The organism is Methylobacillus methanolivorans (genome assembly GCF_044751345.1).
Classification (GTDB): Bacteria; Pseudomonadota; Gammaproteobacteria; order Burkholderiales; family Methylophilaceae; genus Methylobacillus; species Methylobacillus methanolivorans.
The window spans coordinates 1,251,452-1,269,269 of the sequence record NZ_JBIWXY010000001.1 but is presented as its reverse complement, the minus strand read 5'-3'; the positions used below and the strand labels follow the sequence as shown (position 1 = coordinate 1,269,269).

At 53.3% G+C, this 17,818-nt stretch carries 16 protein-coding genes; 11 read left to right on the top strand and 5 right to left on the bottom strand.

Annotated elements, in window-relative coordinates:
* Positions 1-10 precede the first annotated feature (10 nt).
* The 4 genes from ACIKP9_RS05895 to hrcA form a co-directional block, all read right to left on the bottom strand.
* A complete protein-coding gene (locus ACIKP9_RS05895) occupies positions 11-574 on the bottom strand; it encodes a D-sedoheptulose 7-phosphate isomerase (protein WP_400880502.1) in 564 nt (187 codons plus the stop codon).
* An 18-nt stretch (positions 575-592) separates the two neighbouring features.
* Positions 593-1,573 (bottom strand): ADP-glyceromanno-heptose 6-epimerase, encoded by a 981-nt coding sequence (gene rfaD, locus ACIKP9_RS05890; protein WP_400880499.1) that lies wholly within the window; start codon positions 1,571-1,573, stop codon positions 593-595.
* Positions 1,574-1,647: 74 nt separating this feature from the next.
* Positions 1,648-2,682, bottom strand: coding sequence for a ferrochelatase (hemH, locus tag ACIKP9_RS05885; protein ID WP_400880496.1), 1,035 nt, complete (start codon positions 2,680-2,682; stop codon positions 1,648-1,650).
* Positions 2,683-2,761: 79 nt separating this feature from the next.
* A complete protein-coding gene (gene hrcA, locus ACIKP9_RS05880; RefSeq protein ID WP_400880493.1) occupies positions 2,762-3,784 on the bottom strand; it encodes a heat-inducible transcriptional repressor HrcA in 1,023 nt (340 codons plus the stop codon).
* A gap of 173 nt (positions 3,785-3,957) precedes the next feature.
* Between hrcA and ACIKP9_RS05875 the strand changes: the two genes are divergently transcribed.
* From ACIKP9_RS05875 to ACIKP9_RS05840, 8 genes are all read left to right on the top strand, one after another.
* Positions 3,958-4,821, top strand: a complete 864-nt coding sequence (locus ACIKP9_RS05875) for an NAD kinase (RefSeq protein ID WP_400880490.1) — start codon at positions 3,958-3,960, stop codon at positions 4,819-4,821.
* 56 nt (positions 4,822-4,877) lie between these two features.
* On the top strand, positions 4,878-6,536 hold the full coding sequence (recN, locus tag ACIKP9_RS05870; RefSeq protein ID WP_400880487.1) for a DNA repair protein RecN: 1,659 nt from the start codon (positions 4,878-4,880) through the stop codon (positions 6,534-6,536).
* A 102-nt stretch (positions 6,537-6,638) separates the two neighbouring features.
* The gene (locus ACIKP9_RS05865) at positions 6,639-7,406 is read left to right on the top strand and encodes an outer membrane protein assembly factor BamE (protein WP_400880485.1); all 768 of its coding nucleotides are present in this window, start codon (positions 6,639-6,641) and stop codon (positions 7,404-7,406) included.
* Between the two features lie 49 nt (positions 7,407-7,455).
* Positions 7,456-8,259, top strand: coding sequence for a 4-hydroxy-tetrahydrodipicolinate reductase (gene dapB / locus ACIKP9_RS05860; protein ID WP_400880483.1), 804 nt, complete (start codon positions 7,456-7,458; stop codon positions 8,257-8,259).
* A 212-nt stretch (positions 8,260-8,471) separates the two neighbouring features.
* Positions 8,472-9,602, top strand: a complete 1,131-nt coding sequence (carA, locus tag ACIKP9_RS05855) for a glutamine-hydrolyzing carbamoyl-phosphate synthase small subunit (RefSeq protein ID WP_400880480.1) — start codon at positions 8,472-8,474, stop codon at positions 9,600-9,602.
* A gap of 5 nt (positions 9,603-9,607) precedes the next feature.
* The gene (carB, locus tag ACIKP9_RS05850; RefSeq protein ID WP_400880477.1) at positions 9,608-12,814 is read left to right on the top strand and encodes a carbamoyl-phosphate synthase large subunit; all 3,207 of its coding nucleotides are present in this window, start codon (positions 9,608-9,610) and stop codon (positions 12,812-12,814) included.
* Between the two features lie 137 nt (positions 12,815-12,951).
* Positions 12,952-13,428: a transcription elongation factor GreA gene (gene greA, locus ACIKP9_RS05845; protein ID WP_230347768.1), complete on the top strand. Its 477-nt coding sequence runs from the start codon at positions 12,952-12,954 to the stop codon at positions 13,426-13,428.
* Between the two features lie 12 nt (positions 13,429-13,440).
* Positions 13,441-13,896, top strand: a complete 456-nt coding sequence (locus ACIKP9_RS05840; protein WP_400880474.1) for a DUF4149 domain-containing protein — start codon at positions 13,441-13,443, stop codon at positions 13,894-13,896.
* Between the two features lie 57 nt (positions 13,897-13,953).
* Here the strand turns inward: ACIKP9_RS05840 and yhbY are convergent, their stop codons facing one another.
* On the bottom strand, positions 13,954-14,241 hold the full coding sequence (gene yhbY / locus ACIKP9_RS05835; protein WP_268867579.1) for a ribosome assembly RNA-binding protein YhbY: 288 nt from the start codon (positions 14,239-14,241) through the stop codon (positions 13,954-13,956).
* Between the two features lie 42 nt (positions 14,242-14,283).
* Between yhbY and rlmE the strand changes: the two genes are divergently transcribed.
* From rlmE to folP, 3 genes are all read left to right on the top strand, one after another.
* Positions 14,284-14,907 (top strand): 23S rRNA (uridine(2552)-2'-O)-methyltransferase RlmE, encoded by a 624-nt coding sequence (gene rlmE / locus ACIKP9_RS05830; protein WP_400880471.1) that lies wholly within the window; start codon positions 14,284-14,286, stop codon positions 14,905-14,907.
* 78 nt (positions 14,908-14,985) lie between these two features.
* Entirely contained in the window at positions 14,986-16,878 is a 1,893-nt protein-coding gene (gene ftsH / locus ACIKP9_RS05825) for an ATP-dependent zinc metalloprotease FtsH (protein ID WP_400880468.1), read from the top strand.
* 90 nt (positions 16,879-16,968) lie between these two features.
* Positions 16,969-17,814 (top strand): dihydropteroate synthase, encoded by an 846-nt coding sequence (gene folP / locus ACIKP9_RS05820; protein WP_400880465.1) that lies wholly within the window; start codon positions 16,969-16,971, stop codon positions 17,812-17,814.
* Positions 17,815-17,818: the final 4 nt, after the last annotated feature.

Here is a 17,818-nt window from a genome sequence, read left to right as displayed (position 1 = left end):
CAGTAGGCTGTTAATCGGCTTCCACCAGGTCGCACAGGCTGTGACCAATGAGAATATGGGCTTCCTGGATGCGCGGTGTATCGCTGGTGGGCATGGTCAGGACATGGTCGCACAGGTTGGCCAGCTTGCCACCAGTGCCGCCAGTCATGGCCACCGTGATCGCGCCAATCTCGCGGGCTTTTTCTATGCCCAGTACCACGTTGCGGCTGTTGCCAGAGGTGGAGAAACCAATGACCACATCGGCGGGCGTGCAGAGTGCTTCCACCTGGCGCGAGAAAATGAAGTCAAAGCCATAGTCATTGCCAACCGAGGTGAGAATGGAAGTATCCGTGGTCAAGGCGATGGCGGGTAGGCCGCGCCGTTCCTTCTTGTAGCGGCCAACAATTTCTGCGGCGATATGCTGGCTGTCTGCCGCGCTACCGCCGTTGCCGAACAGCAATATCTTGCCACCATTGGCAAGGCAGTTGCGCATGACATCAGCAACTGCGGCGATCTCCGGTAGCAGGGGTTCCAGCGCTGTAATCACGGCCTGGTGTTCGTTAAAAGCTTGTTTCAGGGTATCAATAGCGGTCATGAGATTTCCTTGCTAGGCTCAGCAATAAGGGTCTGCTTGCAGCAGGTATTGCTGGACATAATCCTGCACACCTTGCTCCAGGGTGTGGAACGGCGTGGTATAGCCTGCGTTGCGTAGCTTGCTGATATTAGCCTCAGTGAAATACTGATACTTGCCCATCAGGTCTTGCGGCATATCAATGTATTCAATATTGGCTTCGCGGCCCATGCTAGTCATAACTGCCGTCGCCAGATCCTTGAAAGCACGCGCTGCGCCAGTACCGATGTTGAATAAGCCGGAGTGCTGCGGTTGATCCAGGAAGTGTGCCATCACGGCGACTGCATCCTTGACGTAAACGAAGTCGCGTAACTGCATGCCATCCTCGAAGCCAGGCTTGTGGCTCTTGAACAGCTTGACGTGACCTTGCTCGCGGAACTGGTTGAAGGTATGGAAAGCAACGCTGGCCATGCGTTCCTTGTGATATTCGTTGGGGCCGTAGACGTTGAAGAATTTGAAGCCACACCATTGCGGCGGTGTTGCCAAGCCATCACTGCATTGGCGTAGTGCCCATTGGTCGAAAAACTGCTTGGAGTAGCCGTAACCATTCAGCGGGCGTAACTGGTCGATAGCAGATTCTTCGTCATCGTAGCCAAATTCACCACCACCATAAGTGGCCGCAGAGCTGGCGTACAGGAAGGGCACTTCATTTTCGGCACACCAGCTCCACAGCAATTGGCTGTAACGGATGTTCTCCTGTACCAGTTTGTTGAAATCGCGCTCAGTGGTGGCGCTGATCGCGCCCATATGGATGATGGCGTCTACTTTGCCGATCTTGGGGAGCCAGTTGAATAGCTCGTCCTTGTCCAGATAGTTGGCATAACGGCGGTGGCAAAGGTTTTGCCATTGTTCAGGGTGCGCGAGGCGATCCACGATCACAATATCGTCGCGTTGCAGCACGGTATTGAGATGCCAGGCCATCATGCTACCTATCATGCCTGCGCCGCCAGTAATGACTATCATGGTTTAAATCCGTTTCTAGCGAATCCGAGAGTATAACAAAAGCCAATTCATTCTTGGCCGCGCTTTAACGAAGATTAACGTAGCGTTACCCAGCCTGGCAGGTTGTCCAGCGCGATTTCGCGCATGGCCTTGATCCAGGTATCCCTATCGTTGAGCGCTGGTATGTAGTGATATTCGCCACCGCCAGCTTCGAGAAACAGGGTTTTGCCTTCCATGGCGATTTCCTCCAGAGTTTCCAGGCAATCACTGGAAAAGCCTGGGCAGACGACATCGACGCGGCCCAGTTTTTGTTTGCCCAGCGCCTCAATAGAGGGGGCGAAATAAGGCTGTAGCCACTCGGCCGCACCAAAGCGTGACTGGAAGGCAATCAGGTATTGATCTTCCGAGAGCTCCAGCGCCTGGGCGATCAACTTTCCGCTGACCTGGCATTGATCGTAATAAGGGTCGCCCAAGTCATAAGTGCGGCGTGGCACGCCATGAAAACTCATGACGAGTTTTTCCGGCTTGCCGTGTTGTTGCCAATACAGCCGGATACTTTCTGCCACCGCCTGGATATAGGCAGGGTGGGTGTGATAGTCGCGTATGGTGCGTATTTCCGGCATGTTGCGCGTGCGCATCAACACCCGCATGGCCTCATCAATCGCGGAGGCACTACTGCTGGCGGCATATTGCGGATAAAGCGGGAACAGCAAGATGCGGTTGCAGTTCTGAGCTTTCAGTTTTTCGATGGCCGATTGTACGGAAGGCTGGCCATAACGCATGCCCAGCTCAACCGCATAGGGCGAAGCAATCGCTTCGTGCAGGTAGCCAGTCAATAATCTTGCTTGTTTCTGGCTGTTGACCATCAGGGGTGAGCCTTCTTTATCCCAGATACTGGCATATTTATGTGCTGATTGGCGCGGGCGCAAGGTCAGGATGAAGCCGTTGAGGATAAACCACCAAATCAAGCGCGGAATTTCGATGACGCGTCGGTCACTGAGAAACTGGCGTAAATAAGGGCGCAAAGCTTTGGCTGTTGGTGCTTCGGGCGTGCCCAGGTTCATCACCAGTATGCCGGTACGTTCTGGTTCTTGCGCGTGAATCTGAGGCTCTTTTAAGTAAAAAGACATGCATGTTCCTTAAGGTTGGTCGCCACTTGCAATAAGCTGGCGAGGCAGGCTGCATACATTGATGCTGCCTGCCTGATGCTCAATGGTTATTGGACAACGCGTTGGAAAGTAGTTTCGCCGTAATGTCCACAATCGGGATGACGCGCTCGTAGGCCATGCGGGTAGGGCCAATGACGCCCAGGGTGCCTATGGTTTGCCCATTCGTTTCATAAGGCGCGGTGACCATGCTGCATTCATCCAGTGGCAGGTAACCTGATTCACCACCGATGAATATCTGTACGCCATTGGCCTTCTGGCTATGATCCAGGAGCTGCATCAGCGAGGTACGGCGCTCGAACATATCGAATAGCTTGCGCAAGGAGCTGACGTTGGTGGATAAGTCTTGCACATTCAGCAAGTTGCGCTCTCCGGCAATCACCACGCCATCTTTGTTGTTGTCCGCGGTCTTGCTGCTGGCCTCCAAAGCGGCCGCCATCAGGCGAGTCATGTCGGATTGCATCTGTTTCAGCTCTTCATGCAGCTTTTGTTTGACCTCATCCAGGGTGTTGCCGGCATAGTTCTGGTTGAAGAAGTTGCTGGCCTGGGTCAGGTCTGCTGCACTGTAAGGCTTGTCGGCCAGGATAATGCGGTTTTGCACCGCACCATCTGTAGTCACGATAATGAGCAGGATGCGTTTTTCCGACAGGGGCAAGAACTCCAGGTGACGGAATGCGATGCCTTGGCGCTTGGGGATCATCACCAGGCCTGCGAAATCTGTCAGGCTGGATAATAGCTCTGCTGCGGAGTTGATTAGCTCCTGCGGGTCGGGAGACGATAACACATGCTCAAGCTTGCGGATTTCCTGATTCTGTAATGGTTGTACCGTCAGCAGGGTATCCACGAACAGGCGATAGCCACGCTGGGTGGGAATGCGCCCCGCAGATGTATGGGGGCTGGCAATAAAGCCGTGCTCTTCCAGATCTGACATGATGTTGCGGATGGAGGCGGGGCTAAGGTCAAGCCCGGATGCCAACGATAAGGTGCGCGAGCCAACAGGTTGACCATCACTGATGTAATGTTCTATCAGGGTTTTCAGCAGAATCTGAGCGCGTTTATCTAGCATGTTGGTATAGATGGAGTTGTGCAGTGACTAATTCAATGAGTAATGGCGCGCTTTAAGCATGAAAAAATTATCCGATACAGGCCACGCTTGCGCAATCTATTATTGATGTCGATGATGGATTTGACATACGGCAAGGGTTTTACACACTTATCTTCTATGATTTAATGCCAGCCATGAAAAGTGCGTTTCAGACAGTGGCATTGATTGGCAAATACATGAACCCGGAAACCCGGGAGCAGGTCATTGCCTTGGCGCGTTTTCTTGGTGAGCGCCAAGTTGGCGTCTTCATCGAGGAAAAGACTGCGCAACATTCCAGTATCAAAGGTTATACCACGCTACAGATGAACGCGATTGGCGCTTATGCCGATCTTGCGATCGTGCTGGGTGGGGATGGCACCATGTTAACTGTGGCGCGCGCCCTGGTGGATTACAAGATTCCGCTGGTTGGGGTCAATCGCGGGCGTTTCGGTTTCCTTACCGATATCAATTCCGACCATATGTTGGAAAGCGTGGCGGCTATCCTCGATGGCGTGTTCGACACCGAGCAGCGTATTCTGCTGGAAGCCTGCATCGAGCGTGATGGCACTACTGTTGGGCAGGGCTACGCCCTTAATGATGTGGTCGTCAACAAGAATGGCCTAGCGCGCCTGATCGAGCTGGAAATCCATATTGATGGACACTTTGTGCAGAAGCAGCGCTCGGATGGCCTGATCGTGGCAACGCCTACTGGTACTACAGCGTACTCTTTGTCGGCGGGCGGCCCTATTCTCTACCCAACGCTGGATGCCATTGCCTTGGTGCCGATCTGTCCGCATACATTAAGTAATCGGCCCATTGCGATCAGTAGCGCCAGTGAGGTGCTGATTCAGGTTGTGCATGCCGAAGATGCCAGTGTGCATCTGGATGGCCAAATGAAAATGGCATTGCAGCCTGGTGACCGTGTGCGGGTGAAGCGTGCCAAGAATACGATTACATTATTGCATCCGCCGGAACATAACCATTTTGACGTCCTGCGGGAAAAGCTGCACTGGGGCTAAGGTGCACCCATCAGCCCTTGCTGCTTGCATTGCCAATATAACGAGAACAGACCCTGATGCTGCAAACACTCTCTATTCGCGATTTTGTCATTGTCGACACACTTGAGCTCGAGTTTTCCTCGGGGTTTACCGTATTGACCGGTGAAACCGGCGCGGGGAAATCTATCCTGATTGATGCCTTGTCCCTGGTGCTAGGCGCACGCGGCGAGGGTGGGATTACGCGGGTGGGGGCAGAAAAAGCCGAGATCAATGCGGTGTTTGATATTGCGGCCCTGCCAGTGTTGCAAGCTTGGCTGCGGGAACATGAAATTGATGTAGATGATGCGCAGTTATTGCTGCGACGAGTGATCTATGCGGATGGTCGCTCGCGTGCGTTTGTCAACGGTTCGTCGGCGACTATTCAACAACTACGCGAGATTGGCGAGTTTCTCGTCGATATCTATAGTCAGCACGCGCACCATGCTTTGCTCAAGGCCAGCACGCAGCGGCAGGTATTGGATGCCTATGGTGGCCTGCAAGATGTGGCAGCGGAATTGGCTGACAGTTACCAAATTTGGCAGGGCTTGTATCACAAACGGCTGGATGCCGAAAAAAATGCCGAAGCACATGCGGTGGAGTCGGCGGAGTTGCGTGACCAAGTGCGTGAACTGGCCGCATTGGCTCCTTCCGCGGAGGAGTGGGAGCCGTTGCAGCAAGAGCATATACGCCTATCTCATGGCGCCAGCATCTTGGCGGGCGGCGAAGCCTGCCGGGAGTTGTTGAGTGAGGGCGAAGTGGCTGCCATCAGGCAGTTGAGTAGCGTGCAGCATAAGCTGCACGAGTTGGTGGCATATGACAGCGGGCTACAGGAAGCGCTAGATATATTGGACGGTGCGGTGATACAGCTGGAGGAAACAGATCGTTTCCTCAATCGCTATTTGCAACGAGCAGACCTTGACCCTGAGCGCTTGAATGAGGTGGAGGCCCGTATTCATGCTTTGCATGCGGCGGCCCGTAAATACAGGGTCAGGCCAGAAGAACTGGCGGGGCTACTGGAGTCGTGGCAGTTGCGCATGGCAGAGCTTGAGTCCGCGCATGATAACGAGCAACTAAGGCAAGAAGAAGCGCGTGCCCGTGCTGCTTATGATGCGTTGGCAAAGCGCTTGAGTGACGGGCGTGAAAAGGCAGCGCTTAGTCTCGGTGAGAAGATCACCTCTGAAATGCAGCGCTTATCATTGAGTGGTGGGAAATTTGCCGTGTCGCTGAATGCGCAGGACCCAGCCGCGACGGGGCGTGAGCAGGTTGAGTTCCTGGTGGCTGGTCATGCTGGCGTGGCGCCGCGCCCTTTATCCAAGGTAGCGTCAGGTGGCGAATTGTCGCGTATCAGTCTGGCGATTCGCGTTGTAACAGCTCAGCAGGGTGATATGCCTACCATGATCTTTGATGAGGTTGATGTGGGTATCGGTGGTGGTGTGGCTGAGGTAGTGGGGCAGTTGCTCAAGACTTTGGGTAACCAGCGCCAGGTGCTGGTCATCACGCATCTACCGCAAGTGGCTGCGCAGGGTATGCAGCATTTGCGGGTAAGTAAGCATCTGCATGATGGGCAGACCTTGAGCCGCATTGAAGCTTTGACGCATACGCAGCGCATTGACGAAGTGGCGCGGATGCTGGGCGGGGTGGAGATCACGGAGACGACACTACAACATGCGAGCGAGATGTTGGCAGCTGGTGCGTAAGTTTGTCTGGTGATGTAAAAATCCAGAAAGGCGGGAAACTGCCTGAAAGCCGAGTTTAATGTCGTGGTATATTACGGCATTTCTTGCCAAAGTCGTCGTGTGATGCGTCATATCATTCTTTTAGCTGCGCTGTTGTGCGTGGCCTGCAGTTCTGCACTGCCTTCCTTCAAGCCTTACAAAATGGACATCCAGCAAGGCAATGTCGTTACATCCAAAATGATGTTGCAACTGCGGCCTGGTATGACCAAATCCCAGGTGCGTTTTATCATGGGCTCGCCATTGATCCAGGATAGCTTCCACCGTGATCGTTGGGATTATTTCTATCAGATGCGCAAGGGCGGCAAGGTCATAGAGCAGCGTCGCGTGATCATGGAGTTTGAGGGAGATGCGCTGAAGCGTGTGCGCGGCGATGTTGTGCCTGCCTCGCCAGAGGATACGGCGGTAACTGCGGCAACGCCTGCTGCAGCTATCGTGGTAGAACCCAAGGTGCCAGAAAAGAAAGGCATGCTGGATCGCCTGAAATTCTGGAAGAGCGATGAGGCCAAGCCAGCTGGTGCTGAGTACTATGATATGAAGCAATCCACTCCGGTGGTGCAGGAAGATCCTGCTGCGCCGCGCAAAGTTGCACCAGAGTTGGCGGTTCCCGGTGTGGCGGCGCCTGCGGCGACATCTGCACCGGCTCAGCCGGCAGCACGTCAAGCCCAGCCTGCTGGCCAGTCTTCATCTACTAAGCCTGCGGCGAAACCTGCTGCGGGTGCCGCGGCCAAGACTCAGTCTGTGCCTGATGCAGGCGAAGATGATGAAGATGACTTGCCGCCTGAGGATGAGCCTGGCTACTTTGAGCGTATGTTGGAAAAAATCGGGTTCTAAATCTCTATCTGCAAGGCAGATTAATCGATGAATGAGTAATGGTTTGAAAATGCAAAAGATTGTTATCGCTGGTTGTTCTGGTCGCATGGGTCATGCCCTGCTTGAAGGGGTTTTTGCCGATGCGGATCTAGTGCTGCATGGTGCGTTGGATCGTGCGGATAGCCCGCAAATCGGGCGTGATGCTGGTGAGCAGTTTGGTCGCGAGACAGGCGTTAAGATCACGGCTGATGTTGTGGCAGCGGTCCAGGGCGCCGATGTACTGGTGGATTTCACACGGCCTGAACCCAGTCTGGAATATTTGGAGGCTTGTCGCCAAGCAGGTGTAAAGCTGGTGATCGGCACGACGGGCTTCAGTGCAGAGCAAAAGCAGCAGATTGAGCGTGCGGCCAAGGATGTGGCGATTGTGTTTGCGCCTAACATGAGCGTAGGCGTTACATTGCTGATCAACCTAGTGCAGGCTGCGGCCAAGGTGCTGGACCATGGCTACGATGTGGAAATTATTGAGGCACACCATCGTTTCAAGGTGGACGCTCCTTCTGGCACGGCATTGCGCTTAGGGGAGGCTGCGGCCGAGGCTTTAGGGCGTGATCTGGATGAAACAGCGATCTATGGCCGCCAAGGCGTGACCGGGGAGCGTGACCCTAATACGATAGGTTTCGCGACCGTGCGCGGTGGTGATGTGGTCGGCGACCATACGGTATTGTTTGCTGGTATTGGTGAGCGGGTTGAATTGACGCACAAGGCTTCCAGTCGCGCCACTTTTGCGCTGGGTGCACTGCGCGCGGCCAAGTTTTTGGCAGCACACCAAGCTGGCTTGTATGACATGCAGGATGTACTTGGGTTGAAAAAATAATTTCAAAGAAATCACTTCTTAGTGATTGGTTCTTGCTGTGCGAAATGGCAAGGATGTGAAAATTGTTTAAAGCGTGCGTTGAAGCGGAGGGCGCTTTAGGCTATAATTCTGCAGAATTTGAAGCGGGATAAGCGGGAGCTTGTCCCGCTTTGCACATCCGCTTTCCGCGCTTCAATTTGCGCAGAATATCAAATAGTGACAAGGAGTTAGAATTGCCGCAAACCCCAGCCGTACTTGTGCTCGCAGACGGGACAGTGTTCAGGGGCATTTCAATCGGTGCCTTGGGTGAGACTGTTGGTGAGGTGGTTTTCAACACCTCGATAACCGGTTATCAGGAAATTCTCACCGATCCATCTTATACCAAGCAAATCGTGACGCTGACTTACCCGCATATCGGGAATGTTGGTGTGAATGTCGAAGATGTAGAGTCCGAGCATGTCTATGCTAGTGGGCTCATTATTCGTGACTTGCCATTGCTCGATAGCAGTTGGCGTAGCGAAAAATCCCTTTCTGAATATCTCGCTGAAAATAACGTAGTAGCGATTGCCGATATCGATACCCGCAAGCTCACCCGTATTTTGCGCGAAAAAGGCGCACAGGCAGGCTGTATCATCGCTGGCGAAGTGGATGATGTGCGTGCGTTGGAGTTGGCGCGCAGTTTCCCAGGTTTGGCCGGTATGGACTTGGCCAAGGTCGTGAGCCGCAAGGATGTTGGCACGTTTGAGTTGGGCGAGTGGAAGCTAGGTGCAGGCTATGTAACGCCTGGTGATGCCAAGTTCAACGTGGTTGCTTTTGATTATGGCGTGAAGCACAACATTCTGCGCATGCTGGTGGAGCGTGGGTGCAAGGTGACTATCTTGCCAGCCCAGGCTACAGCCGAAGAAGCGCTGGCGCTGAATCCTGATGGCGTTTTTCTCTCCAATGGCCCTGGTGACCCTGAGCCTTGCGATTATGCCATCAAGGCGATCAGCAGTATTGTAGATAAGGGTGTGCCTGTCTTCGGCATCTGCCTTGGCCATCAGTTGCTCGCATTGGCGAGTGGTGCCAAGACCGTGAAGATGAAGTTTGGGCATCATGGTGCTAATCACCCGGTGCAGGACCTAGATGACAAGCGTGTGTTCATCACTAGCCAGAACCATGGCTTTGCCGTGGATCCAGACAGCTTGCCCGCTAATCTCAAGTCTACCCATGTGTCCTTGTTTGATGGCAGTTTGCAGGGTATTGCACGTACCGACAAGCCTGCGTTCAGCTTCCAGGGGCATCCCGAAGCCAGCCCCGGCCCTAACGAGATGAGCTACCTGTTTGATCGCTTCATCAACCTGATGGAACAGCAAAAGCAATAAATACCATGGCAAAACGTACCGATATCAAATCCATACTTATCATAGGCGCTGGCCCGATCGTGATCGGCCAGGCTTGTGAATTCGATTACTCTGGTGCCCAGGCATGTAAGGCGCTGCGCGAAGAGGGTTACCGCGTTATTCTGGTTAATTCCAACCCAGCGACCATCATGACCGATCCGGACATGGCTGATGCGACCTACATTGAGCCAGTGACGTGGCAAATGGTTGAGAAGATCATTGCCATTGAGCGCCCTGATGCCTTGTTGCCGACCATGGGCGGGCAGACTGCGCTGAATTGTGCGCTCGATCTGGCCAAGCATGGCGTCCTGGAAAAATACAATGTTGAGCTGATCGGCGCTTCCAAGGAGGCGATTGACAAGGCTGAGGACCGCGAAAAATTCAAGCAGGCGATGACCAAGATCGGCCTGGGTTCAGCACGCTCTGCAGTGGCGCATAGCATGGAAGAGGCGCTGCAGGTGCAAGCCTCCATCGGCTATCCCGCGATTATCCGTCCTTCATTCACCATGGGTGGCAGTGGCGGCGGTATTGCTTACAACCGTGAAGAGTTCATGACCATCTGTGAGCGTGGTCTTGAGGCTTCTCCGACCAGCGAGCTGCTGATCGAGGAATCCCTGCTCGGCTGGAAAGAGTACGAGATGGAAGTGGTCCGCGATAGCAAGGACAACTGCATCATCATCTGCTCGATTGAAAACCTTGACCCAATGGGTGTGCACACTGGTGACTCGATTACCGTAGCGCCAGCGCAGACGTTGACCGACAAGGAATACCAGATCATGCGTAATGCTTCTCTCGCGGTATTGCGCGAGATTGGCGTGGATACTGGTGGTTCCAATGTGCAGTTCGCGATTAATCCTGATGATGGCCGCATGATCGTCATTGAGATGAACCCACGTGTATCACGTTCATCCGCGCTGGCCTCCAAGGCGACTGGCTTCCCGATTGCCAAGGTGGCAGCGAAGCTTGCAGTTGGCTTTACCCTGGATGAGTTGCGCAACGAAATCACTGGCGGTGCGACACCGGCTTCCTTCGAGCCTTCCATCGACTACGTTGTCACCAAGATTCCGCGTTTTGCATTTGAAAAATTCCCGCAGGCTGATTCACGCCTGACGACGCAGATGAAGTCCGTTGGCGAAGTGATGGCGATTGGCCGCACTTTCCAAGAGTCGTTCCAGAAAGCCTTGCGTGGCCTGGAAGTAGGCGTCAACGGCCTGGATGAAAAGACAGATGATCTGGACGAAATCCAGAAACAGCTGGGTGAGCCAGGCCCAGAGCGTATCTGGTATGTGGGCGATGCCTTCCGTGCTGGTTTGACGATTAACCAAGTGTTTGATTTGTCCAAGATCGACCGCTGGTTCCTGGTGCAGATCGAAGACATCATCAAGCGTGAGCAGGCCCTGAAAGGCCGTCACCTTGCCGACCTGGATCGTGATGCGCTGTTCCAGCTCAAGCGTCGCGGCTTCTCCGATAAGCGCCTTGCCAAGCTACTGGGTACAGACCAGCATGCCGTGCGTGCCTATCGTCAAGCGCTGAATGTGCGCCCAGTTTACAAGCGCGTAGATACTTGTGCGGCTGAGTTTGCCACTGATACTGCTTACATGTACTCGACGTATGAGGAAGAGTGCGAGGCACAGCCAAGCAACAAGAAAAAGATCATGGTGCTGGGCGGTGGTCCTAACCGTATTGGCCAGGGTATTGAGTTTGACTATTGTTGTGTGCATGCAGCCTTTGCGATGCGCGAAGATGGTTATGAAACCATCATGGTCAACTGTAATCCTGAAACGGTCTCCACAGACTACGATACTTCCGATCGCCTCTACTTTGAGCCATTGACGCTGGAAGATGTGCTGGAAATCGTAGCGCTGGAAAAGCCGGAAGGCGTGATCGTACAGTACGGCGGCCAAACTCCACTCAAGCTAGCACGTGACCTGGAAAAGGCCGGTGTGCCTATCATCGGTACCAGTCCTGATGCGATTGACCGCGCTGAGGATAGGGAACGCTTCCAGCATATGTTGCAAGAGCTCGACCTCAAGCAACCGCCTAACCGCACTGCACGTACACCAGAAGAAGCGCTTCGCCTGGCGCAGGAAATTGGTTATCCACTCGTTGTGCGTCCTTCCTACGTGCTGGGTGGGCGTGCGATGGAAATCGTGCATGAGCAGGCGCAACTAGAGCGTTACATGCGCGAAGCGGTCAAGGTCTCCAATGAGTCGCCCGTGTTGCTGGATCGTTTCCTGAACGATGCGCTAGAAGTAGATGTAGACGCGCTTTCTGATGGCGAAGAAGTCATTATCGGCGGCATCATGGAGCACGTTGAGCAAGCCGGTGTGCACTCAGGTGACTCGGCATGTTCATTGCCGCCTTACAGTTTGTCTGCTGCGATGCAGGACGAGTTGCGCGAGCAAACCGTCAAGATGGCAAAGGCGCTGGGCGTAGTTGGGCTGATGAATGTGCAGTTTGCGATTCAGGGCGAAACCGTCTATGTCTTGGAAGTAAACCCACGTGCGTCTCGTACCGTGCCTTTCGTTTCCAAGGCCTGTGGCTTGCAGTTAGCCAAGATAGCAGCGCGTTGCATGACAGGGCGTAAACTCAGCGAGCAAGGTGTCACTCGTGAAGTTGTGCCACCTTACTATTCCGTCAAGGAAGCGGTTTTCCCCTTCATCAAGTTCCCTGGCGTGGATACTATCCTTGGCCCGGAAATGAAGTCCACCGGTGAAGTCATGGGGGTAGGCAAGACCTTTGCCGAAGCCTTCGTTAAATCGCAATTGGGTTCTGGCACTAAGTTGCCCAAGGGCGGCAAAGCTTTCATCAGTGTCCGTCGTGAAGATCGTGAACGTGTGGTCGAGATTGCCCAGGCTCTGGCTGGTCTTGGCTTCCAGCTTGTTGCGACGCGTGGCACGGCTGGCGCGTTGACTGATGCTGGCCTGAGCGTGACTCCCGTGAATAAGGTGGCTGAAGGTCGTCCGCATATTGTCGACATGATCAAGAATGGTGAGATCAGCTTTATCGTCAATGTGACGGAAGACAAGCGTGCCGTGGCTGATTCTTACGAGATTCGTCGTAGCGCCTTGCAACAGAAGGTGACGTATTACACGACACTGGCTGGTGCCAAGGCAGCTTGCATTGGTATGGCACACATGCAGGAGCTGGAAGTACAGTCTTTGCAAAGCTTGCACAAGCAGCTCGCGAAGTAATAATATAGTCCCTAAATCAGACCACGCCTGTCAAAACAGGTGTGGTTTTTATTTTTATTGATGGCAGCTTGCCTGTGGCCTAGCCCGGCAGGCCTGCCTGGTTTTTATAGCAAGTTGTGGATTGCAAGGAATAACAAATGAATCAATTCCCAATTACCGTCAAAGGTGCCGAACTCCTCAAGGCTGAACTGCAACGCTTGCGCAGCGTGGATAGGCCCGATGTGATTCAAGCTATCGCAGAGGCTCGCGCTTTGGGCGATCTTTCCGAAAATGCAGAATATGATGCTGCCAAGGAGCGTCAGAGCTTTATCGAAGGCCGGATTGCCGAGATCGAAGCCAAGCTTTCTAATGCCATGGTGATTGATCCCACTACCCTCAATGCTGAAGGCCGCTGTGTATTCGGCGCTACGGTAGAGGTGGAAGAACTGGATAGCGGCGAAGTATCTACCTATCAGATCGTCGGTGATGACGAGGCGGACATCAAGGCTGGCAAAATTTCGATCGGTTCGCCAATTGCGCGTGCGCTGATCGGTAAAGTCGAGGGTGACGTTGCCGAGGTGGTTGCGCCTGGTGGCTTGCGCTCCTACGAAGTCCTGAATGTGCAATATATCTAGGTGGGATAAGGTATGAATGCTTGGTCAGACAAGTTGGCGCTCATCGTGATTACCCTGTGGGTGGGCACCTTGTGGGCGGTTGGCTATGTCGTAGCACCTAGCTTGTTCAGCCAGCTTGCCTCTGATAAACAGTTGGCAGGTAATCTAGCTGGTCGCTTGTTTGAGCTGGTTGCTTACATTGGCATGGTCAGCGCTTTTTACCTGCTGCTGCATCGTCTCACGCGCTTTGGTATTGTCGCCTTGAGGCAAGGTTTTTTCTGGGCGGTCGTTGTAATGTTATTGCTGACATTCGCTGGTCATTTTGGCATTCAGCCCATCATGGCTTCACTCAAGGCTCAGGCTTTGCCTGCGGATGTCATGCATAGTGTATTTGCTGATCGCTTCAAGACCTGGCATGGAGTATCTAGTGTCGGCTACCTGATTGAGAGCTTACTTGGCTTGGTGCTGGTATTCAAGGCCAGGCAATAAGAAAAGCCGCCGTTCATGTACTGAAGGGCGGCTTTTGCATAGAGTAGTGCGAGATATTTACTTGGGAATGACGATCTTGGCTTGCTCAGCCTGGCGATAGATGATCAGCTGTTTGCCGATGTGGTGTACAGCAATGGCGCCAGTCTTGGCGCAGATTTCTTCCAGCATGGCAATACGGGCCGCCCGATCATCGCCAAATACCTTGATCTTGATCAGCTCATGTGATTTAAGGCTGACTTCAATCTCTTTCAAGACCTGTTCCGACAGGCCGTTATTACCAATCATCACCACAGGATGCAGGTCGTGGCCCAAGCCACGCAGAAAACTGATTTGTTTGGAATTCAATTGATTTATCTTGTTGATTCGAAAAGGCTCGCAGTTTAGCAGATGAAACGCCGACCTACCAGTAAAGCTTGGTTGCAAGAGCACGTGAATGACGAATTCGTCAAGCGTGCGCAACGAGATGGCTACCGTGCCCGAGCTGCCTATAAGTTACTTGAGATTGATGAAAAAGATCAATTGATCAAGCCAGGCATGACGGTTGTTGACTTGGGCTCTGCGCCGGGTAGTTGGTCGCAAGTGGTGGTGCAGCGACTTGGCGGGCAAGGGCGCGTGATTGCGCTGGATATCCTGGAAATGCCGCCAGTGCCGGGAGTCGAATTTATTCAAGGGGATTTTCGCGAAGAGGAAATCCTGCGGTTATTGGAAAAAAGCTTGAATGGTAAGCAAATAGACCTTGTAATTGCCGATATGGCCCCCAATATCAGTGGCATCAGTGATGTCGATCAGGCGAGAGCCGCTTACCTGACTGAGTTGGCATTGGAATTCAGCCGTGACTGGTTGAAACCAGGGGGTAATTTCCTGGTCAAAGTTTTTATCGGTTCAGGTTTTGATGAGATTGTGCTCGCCATGCGTGAAAGTTTTGACAAGGTAGTCACGCGCAAACCCAAGGCGTCGCGTGATCGCAGCAGTGAAGTTTACCTTCTGGGCCTCAAGCGCAAGCCTGCCTGATTTGTGGCGCAGAACGGCGCAATTAGGGTTAGAATAAAGCAGTAAAAGTAAATGTCCATATGAATAAGGATCGGGACTTTGAATAACATCGTAAAGAACGTTGCTATCTGGCTGATTGTGGCTTTGGTGCTCATGACTGTTTTCAATCAGTTTGGCCCTAAAAGCGCTTCTGAAAGCCAGGTGGTCTATTCCCAGTTCATCAATGAGGTGAAAGAAGGCAGGATTGCCAAGGTCACCATTGATGGTCGGGTGCTTCGCGGCGTGACCAATGAAGGGCGCAAGTTCAATACTTACGCACCTTCTGACCCATGGTTGGTATCTGACCTGCTCAAGAACAATGTGACAGTGGAAGCCAAGCCTGATGAAGAGCCTTCCATCCTCATGAGCATTTTTGTTTCCTGGTTCCCCATGTTGCTCCTGATCGGCGTCTGGATTTTCTTCATGCGCCAGATGCAAGGCGGTGGCAAGGGTGGTGCGTTCTCGTTCGGCAAGAGCAAGGCGCGCCAGTTGGACGAGAACTCCAACCACACGACTTTCGCGGATGTTGCAGGTTGCGACGAAGCCAAGGAGGAAGTGTCCGAGTTGGTCGAATTCCTGCGTGACCCGACCAAATTCCAGAAGCTGGGTGGACGTATCCCGCGTGGCGTACTGATGGTAGGCCCTCCCGGGACTGGTAAAACGCTGCTCGCCAAGGCGATTGCAGGCGAAGCCAAAGTGCCATTCTTTACTATTTCTGGTTCCGATTTCGTTGAAATGTTCGTTGGTGTGGGTGCCGCTCGTGTACGTGACATGTTCGAGCAGGCCAAGAAAAGCTCCCCATGCATTATCTTTATTGATGAAATTGATGCCGTGGGCCGCCATCGTGGTGCGGGTACTGGCGGCGGTAATGATGAACGCGAGCAAACCCTTAACCAGATGTTGGTGGAGATGGATGGTTTCGAGGCCAATTCCGGCGTGATCGTGATTGCGGCGACCAACCGTGCTGATGTGCTGGATAAAGCCTTGTTGCGCCCTGGTCGTTTTGATCGCCAGGTCATGGTGGGCTTGCCTGATATTCGTGGCCGCGAGCAAATTCTCAAGGTGCACATGCGCAAAGTGCCTATCGACAGTGATGTGAAGCCTGAGATTCTGGCGCGTGGTACCCCTGGTTTTTCCGGTGCTGACTTGGCTAACCTGGTCAATGAAGCTGCCTTGTTTGCGGCGCGTCGTAACAAGCGCACTGTGGATATGCAGGATTTCGAGGATGCCAAGGACAAGATATTCATGGGCCCTGAGCGCAAGTCCATGATCATGCGTGAAGAAGAGCGTCGCAATACTGCTTATCACGAATCTGGCCATGCCGTTGTCGCAGCCTTGCTGCCGCATGCAGACCCTGTGCATAAAGTCACGATCATGCCGCGTGGTTGGGCGTTGGGCTTGACCTGGCAATTGCCAGAGCATGACCGCATCAGCAACTATAAGGACAAGATGCTGGAGGAAATCTCCATCCTGTTCGGTGGTCGTATTGCGGAAGAAATTTTCATGAACCAGATGTCGACTGGTGCTTCCAACGATTTCGAGCGTGCTACCAAGATAGCGCGGGACATGGTTACCAAGTACGGTATGTCCGATGTATTGGGCACCATGGTCTATGCTGGCAATGAGCAAGACTCCATGTTTGGCAGCATGTCCGCCAAGACTGTGTCTGAGGCAACCCAGCAGAAGGTGGATGCCGAAATCCGTCGCATCCTTGATGAGCAATACGCAGTGGCTCGCAAGTTGCTGGAAGAAAACCGCGACAAGGTTGAAGTCATGACGGCGGCTTTGCTCGAATGGGAAACGATTGATGCTGAGCAAATCCAGGACATCATGGCTGGTAAGCCGCCACGTCCGCCCAAGCCAGCGCCAGTGAGCAACAAGCCTGCTGCAGACAATGATAATGGTGGTGGTACGACAACGGAGCCTGCCCCACAACCTGCGGCCAAGACCTGAGCTTGATCTAATCTCCGGGCCACAAGCCTCTCGAAAGCAATTGATTCGGGACTTGTGGCCCTTCTTGTTTATATTGTTCTGTATTGATGAATGAGCAAAAATAATTCCAACCAATTCATGTGTGGCAAGTATCAGCTTGATCTTGCACACCCACATGTCATGGGTATCGTGAATGTGACACCGGATTCTTTTTCTGATGGTGGTCGCTATGCGTCGACTGAAAAGGCTGTTGCCCATGCAGTGCAATTAGTCGCTGACGGTGCACATATCCTCGATATCGGTGGTGAATCTACGCGTCCGAATGCCACACCAGTTGGGTTGGAGGAGGAGCTTGAACGTGTCATCCCGGTGATCGAGCGTTTGGCACGAGAGGTGGATGTGCCATTGTCGATTGACACTTACAAACCACAAGTGATGAGCGCCGCCGTCAAAGCGGGTGCTGCCATTATTAATGACATTCGCGGATTGCAAGAGCCGGGTGCAGTGGAAGTGGCTGCCGAGGGTGATGCTGGTATTTGCATCATGCATATGCAAGGCACGCCGCAGACGATGCAGCAAAACCCGGTGTATGAAGATGTTGTGCAAGAGGTGGCAACATTCCTGTCAGAGCGCTTGCAGGCATGCATGGCTGCAGGTATTAAAGCCGAGCGTATTGTGCTCGACCCAGGCTTCGGCTTTGGCAAGCGCACGGTACATAATCTTGCTTTGCTCAATGGATTGCCTGACATCTTGGCATTGGGGCGCCCTTTGCTGGTCGGCCTGTCGCGCAAGTCTGTGCTCGGGCAGATTGTTGGCAGCGATGTTGACCAGCGGCTACATGCCAGCTTGGCCGCGTCGGTGATTTCGGTGATGAAGGGTGGACGCATCGTCCGGGTGCATGATGTGAAAGCAACAGTGGATGCGCTCAAGGTGGTTGATGCGGTTATTCATGCTTGAGCAC

Excerpts from the sequence above, each read along its gene's own strand:
- ACIKP9_RS05895 (WP_400880502.1), bottom strand. The coding sequence starts at position 574 with ATGACCGCTATTGATACCCTGAAACAAGCTTTTAACGAACACCAGGCC.
- rfaD (WP_400880499.1), bottom strand. The coding sequence starts at position 1,573 with ATGATAGTCATTACTGGCGGCGCAGGCATGATAGGTAGCATGATGGCC.
- hemH (WP_400880496.1), bottom strand. The coding sequence starts at position 2,682 with ATGTCTTTTTACTTAAAAGAGCCTCAGATTCACGCGCAAGAACCAGAA.
- hrcA (WP_400880493.1), bottom strand. The coding sequence starts at position 3,784 with ATGCTAGATAAACGCGCTCAGATTCTGCTGAAAACCCTGATAGAACAT.
- ACIKP9_RS05875 (WP_400880490.1), top strand. The coding sequence starts at position 3,958 with ATGAAAAGTGCGTTTCAGACAGTGGCATTGATTGGCAAATACATGAAC.
- recN (WP_400880487.1), top strand. The coding sequence starts at position 4,878 with ATGCTGCAAACACTCTCTATTCGCGATTTTGTCATTGTCGACACACTT.
- ACIKP9_RS05865 (WP_400880485.1), top strand. The coding sequence starts at position 6,639 with ATGCGTCATATCATTCTTTTAGCTGCGCTGTTGTGCGTGGCCTGCAGT.
- dapB (WP_400880483.1), top strand. The coding sequence starts at position 7,456 with ATGCAAAAGATTGTTATCGCTGGTTGTTCTGGTCGCATGGGTCATGCC.
- carB (WP_400880477.1), top strand. The coding sequence starts at position 9,608 with ATGGCAAAACGTACCGATATCAAATCCATACTTATCATAGGCGCTGGC.
- greA (WP_230347768.1), top strand. The coding sequence starts at position 12,952 with ATGAATCAATTCCCAATTACCGTCAAAGGTGCCGAACTCCTCAAGGCT.
- ACIKP9_RS05840 (WP_400880474.1), top strand. The coding sequence starts at position 13,441 with ATGAATGCTTGGTCAGACAAGTTGGCGCTCATCGTGATTACCCTGTGG.
- rlmE (WP_400880471.1), top strand. The coding sequence starts at position 14,284 with ATGAAACGCCGACCTACCAGTAAAGCTTGGTTGCAAGAGCACGTGAAT.
- folP (WP_400880465.1), top strand. The coding sequence starts at position 16,969 with ATGAGCAAAAATAATTCCAACCAATTCATGTGTGGCAAGTATCAGCTT.